Source organism: Candidatus Symbiopectobacterium sp. (assembly GCF_020054415.1).
Lineage (GTDB): Bacteria > Pseudomonadota > Gammaproteobacteria > Enterobacterales > Enterobacteriaceae > Symbiopectobacterium.
On the sequence record NZ_JAHWCO010000123.1, the window covers coordinates 1 to 3,340 of the forward strand.

4 protein-coding genes and 2 pseudogenes are annotated in these 3,340 nt (G+C 49.8%); 2 read left to right on the plus strand and 4 right to left on the minus strand.

The features are described 5' to 3' along the window. Nucleotides 1–2: 2 nt before the first annotated feature. Nucleotides 3–182, minus strand: a pseudogene (locus QZ506_RS03780) (IS1 family transposase); the annotation flags it as partial. After that, entirely contained in the window at nt 154–270 is a 117-nt protein-coding gene (locus QZ506_RS03785; RefSeq protein ID WP_291969184.1) for a hypothetical protein, read from the minus strand. The pseudogene QZ506_RS03780 and the gene QZ506_RS03785, both read right to left, overlap by 29 nt. Here QZ506_RS03785 and QZ506_RS03790 point away from each other — a divergent pair. Together QZ506_RS03790 and gltP are read left to right on the plus strand one after the other, a co-directional pair. Continuing rightward, the gene (locus QZ506_RS03790; protein ID WP_291969186.1) at nt 238–420 is read left to right on the plus strand and encodes a hypothetical protein; all 183 of its coding nucleotides are present in this window, start codon (nt 238–240) and stop codon (nt 418–420) included. The genes QZ506_RS03785 and QZ506_RS03790 overlap by 33 nt on opposite strands. A gap of 308 nt (nt 421–728) precedes the next feature. Next, a complete protein-coding gene (gene gltP, locus QZ506_RS03795; protein WP_291969188.1) occupies nt 729–2,048 on the plus strand; it encodes a glutamate/aspartate:proton symporter GltP in 1,320 nt (439 codons plus the stop codon). Between the two features lie 62 nt (nt 2,049–2,110). Here gltP and QZ506_RS03800 read toward each other — a convergent pair. Then, nucleotides 2,111–3,156 (minus strand): annotated as a pseudogene (locus QZ506_RS03800) (anaerobic C4-dicarboxylate transporter); the annotation flags it as partial. A gap of 26 nt (nt 3,157–3,182) precedes the next feature. Further along, nucleotides 3,183–3,340: IS1 family transposase (locus QZ506_RS03805; RefSeq protein ID WP_291969190.1), on the minus strand; the 158-nt coding region annotated here is incomplete at its 5' end.

Below are 3,340 nucleotides of genomic sequence, written 5' to 3' on the forward strand. Positions count from 1 at the left end.
CATCAAACGTAGTACTCGCGTTCGATGTAAGTACCGATGATCCTATCGTGCATTTCGGATGATTTTGAATATCCGAGCGTCTTGCGATTGAGCCGTTGCAATCGGTTACGCAGTGTCAGATGTGTACGCTCAATACGCTGTGTATACAGCTTGCTAATAATGTGTTTTACTTTTGGAAGTTCGTCGTTGTAAGCCCTGTGGCCATCCGTGTTTGCATGACTGACGACGGTAACGCTGATGGCCACTTTTGCCATAACCGTGTTTTTTCACAGGAGATGTCTGTTCACAAAACGGGCATTTTACATCAACTTTAGCCACTGTATTCCACATCCAAAACCGGACATTTCACACTGCAATCAACATACTGAATACACGACCTTTTTTTCACACACTTTTCAGTGTTTTATCACATTTTTTTGACATAACTGTGACTTTTGACGCTGTTTGCCTGCTTGATCTCACGGAAATGGGATAGTAGTATCCCCCGGCCATAACAATAACGTATGTCTGATGTTTTGCTTTCAGATATAGTCACTTGTCAATCCATTCAGCACTATTGCGGGCCGTATTCAAACGTGTGCACCGTACCTAGGGTTATCAAGATGTACTGCATCAGCATTCACATTGGTCGCATTTTATCTCAGCCACCCTTGTGCGCCGTTCAACCGGAAGAGAGGCGCTGTGGCCGTACGTTCGCGGCACCGGGTGGTCTTGCAATGGAATTCACTATGAAATCAATCAAAATCAGCCTAGCCTGGCAAATCCTTATTGCGTTGTTCCTTGGCATCCTTGTTGGTGCCGTACTGCATGAAAGCCACGATGAGCGCCAGTGGCTTATCAGTAACATTTTGAGTCCAGCCGGTGATATTTTTATCCGGCTAATCAAAATGATCGTGGTGCCGATTGTGATTGCCACGCTGATCGTGGGCATCGCCGGGGTTGGGGATGCCAAGAAGCTGGGGCGTATTGGTCTTAAAACCATTGTCTATTTTGAGGTGATCACCACCTTTGCCATTATTCTTGGCATTACGCTGGCAAACCTGTTCCAACCCGGTCACGGTATCGATATGTCATCATTGACTACAGTGGACATCTATCAGTACCAAAAGACCACCGAACAGGTGCAGAGTGGGTCGCACAGTTTGGTGGTGACCGTGTTGTCGCTCATCCCCCCCAACATTTTTGCGGCGATTGCCAATGGCGATATATTGCCGATTATCTTCTTTTCCGTCATGTTTGGGCTGGGGCTGTCGTCGCTCCCCAAAGCGCATCGCGATCCGCTGTTGAACGTGTTTCGCGGCGTATCGGAAACCATGTTTAAAGTCACTCACATGATCATGAGCTACGCGCCGGTTGGGGTGTTTGCGTTGATTTCGGTGACAGTAGCCAACTTCGGGTTTGCTTCGTTGTGGCCGCTCGCCAAACTGGTGATTCTGGTGTATGTCACCATTCTGTTCTTCGCGCTGGTGGTATTAGGGGGTGTAGCACGCTTGTGCCGTCTGCGTGTCACTATGCTGATCCGTATTTTGAAAGATGAACTGATCTTGGCCTATTCCACCGCCAGTTCAGAAACCGTGTTGCCGCGCATCATTGAAAAGATGGAAGCCTACGGCGCGCCAAAATCGATCACTAGTTTTGTGGTGCCGACGGGCTACTCGTTTAACCTGGACGGTTCTACGCTGTACCAAAGTATCGCCGCTATTTTCATTGCCCAACTATATGGCATTGATCTGTCTCTGTGGCAGGAGATTGTACTGGTGTTAACCCTGATGCTGACCTCAAAAGGGATTGCCGGTGTGCCGGGTGTCTCGTTTGTGGTGCTGTTGGCAACCTTGGGCACCGTGGGCATTCCGTTGGAGGGGTTGGCCTTTATTGCCGGCGTGGATCGCATCATGGACATGGCGCGCACGGCGCTGAACGTAGTGGGCAACGCGCTTGCCGTACTGGTCGTTGCGAAGTGGGAAGGGCAGTTTGATGAAGAGAAAGCCCGCGCCTACGAGCGCGAAATCAAGGGTACTGATTCACGGCTGGTACAGAGTAAGGTCTGATTAACGCGTTGGAAATACAATAAAAAAACCGCCCGAGAACTGGGCGGTTTTTATGGCAAGAATTAGAGGAAGCCGTACATGGCGGCAAATACCCAGCCAAACACACAGGATGTGGATACTCCAATCAACCCCGGCAGAATAAAGCTGTGGTTGATAACGAAGCGGCCAATCTTGGTGGTACCGGAGCGGTCAAATTGGATGGCAGCCAGATCGCTGGGGTAGGTAGGCAGAATATAGTAGCCATAGCATGCAGGCGCTGAGGCGACGATATATGCCGGATCCACGCCGATGGCTAACGCTACCGGCATGATCGCTGCCAGTGCTGCCGCCTGCGAGTTAACAAACTTCGACACCAGTAGCAAGATCAAGGCATAAGCCCACGGGTACTCTTTCACCAGCGTGCCCAGCGTGGCCTTGATTTGATCCAAGTGCGCACCAAACATGGTCTCTGCCGTCCAGGCAATCCCATACACCGCAACGATGGCGATCATCCCAGAGCGGAAGACCTCGTTTTTGGAGATATTGGCCGGATTGGTTTTAGTGGCAATGATAATCACTGCACCCGCAAACAGCATGAACATCTGGATGACCAGCACCATGGAAAGAGGTTTACCGCCAAAGCTTGGGCGCAAGTCGGCATCGGCACCGAGAATCGCCACCGCAGCAATGGCTGCCAGGAAGATCCACATGGCAACCCAGTTGCTCTTGGGCAGTTTTTTATCCAGCAGCGTAGCGGTATCACCGTAAACGTAATGCTTGTTTTCTGGCACGGAGATGAATTTCTGGACGTCTTCATCTTTATCCAGATCTTTACCGCGGAACCAACTGAAAATACCAATCGCTAGAATACCTAACAGCGTTGACGGAATGGTAATGGCCAGCAGATCGAGGAATTCCAGACGGCGACCGTTAAAAGTAAAATTCCCCAGCATGGCTACTAACGAAACCACCGCCACGGAAACCGGGCTGGCGATAATCCCCATTTCATTTGTGCGCTGATCGAACTGGCTGCCATGGGGCGTTCCGGACGGATATTATTTTTGATGGCGACATCATAAATAATCGGCAGAATGGTATACACCACATGGCCAGTACCGCAAAGAATAGTCGTGTATTCAATGAGTTGATGTAGAATCAAACGTAGTACTCGAGTTCGATGTAAGTACCGATGATCCTATCGTGCATTTCGGATGATTTTGAATATCCGAGCGTCTTGCGATTGAGCCGTTGCAATCGGTTACGCAGTGTCAGATGTGCACGCTCAATACGCTGTGTATACAGCTTGCTAACAA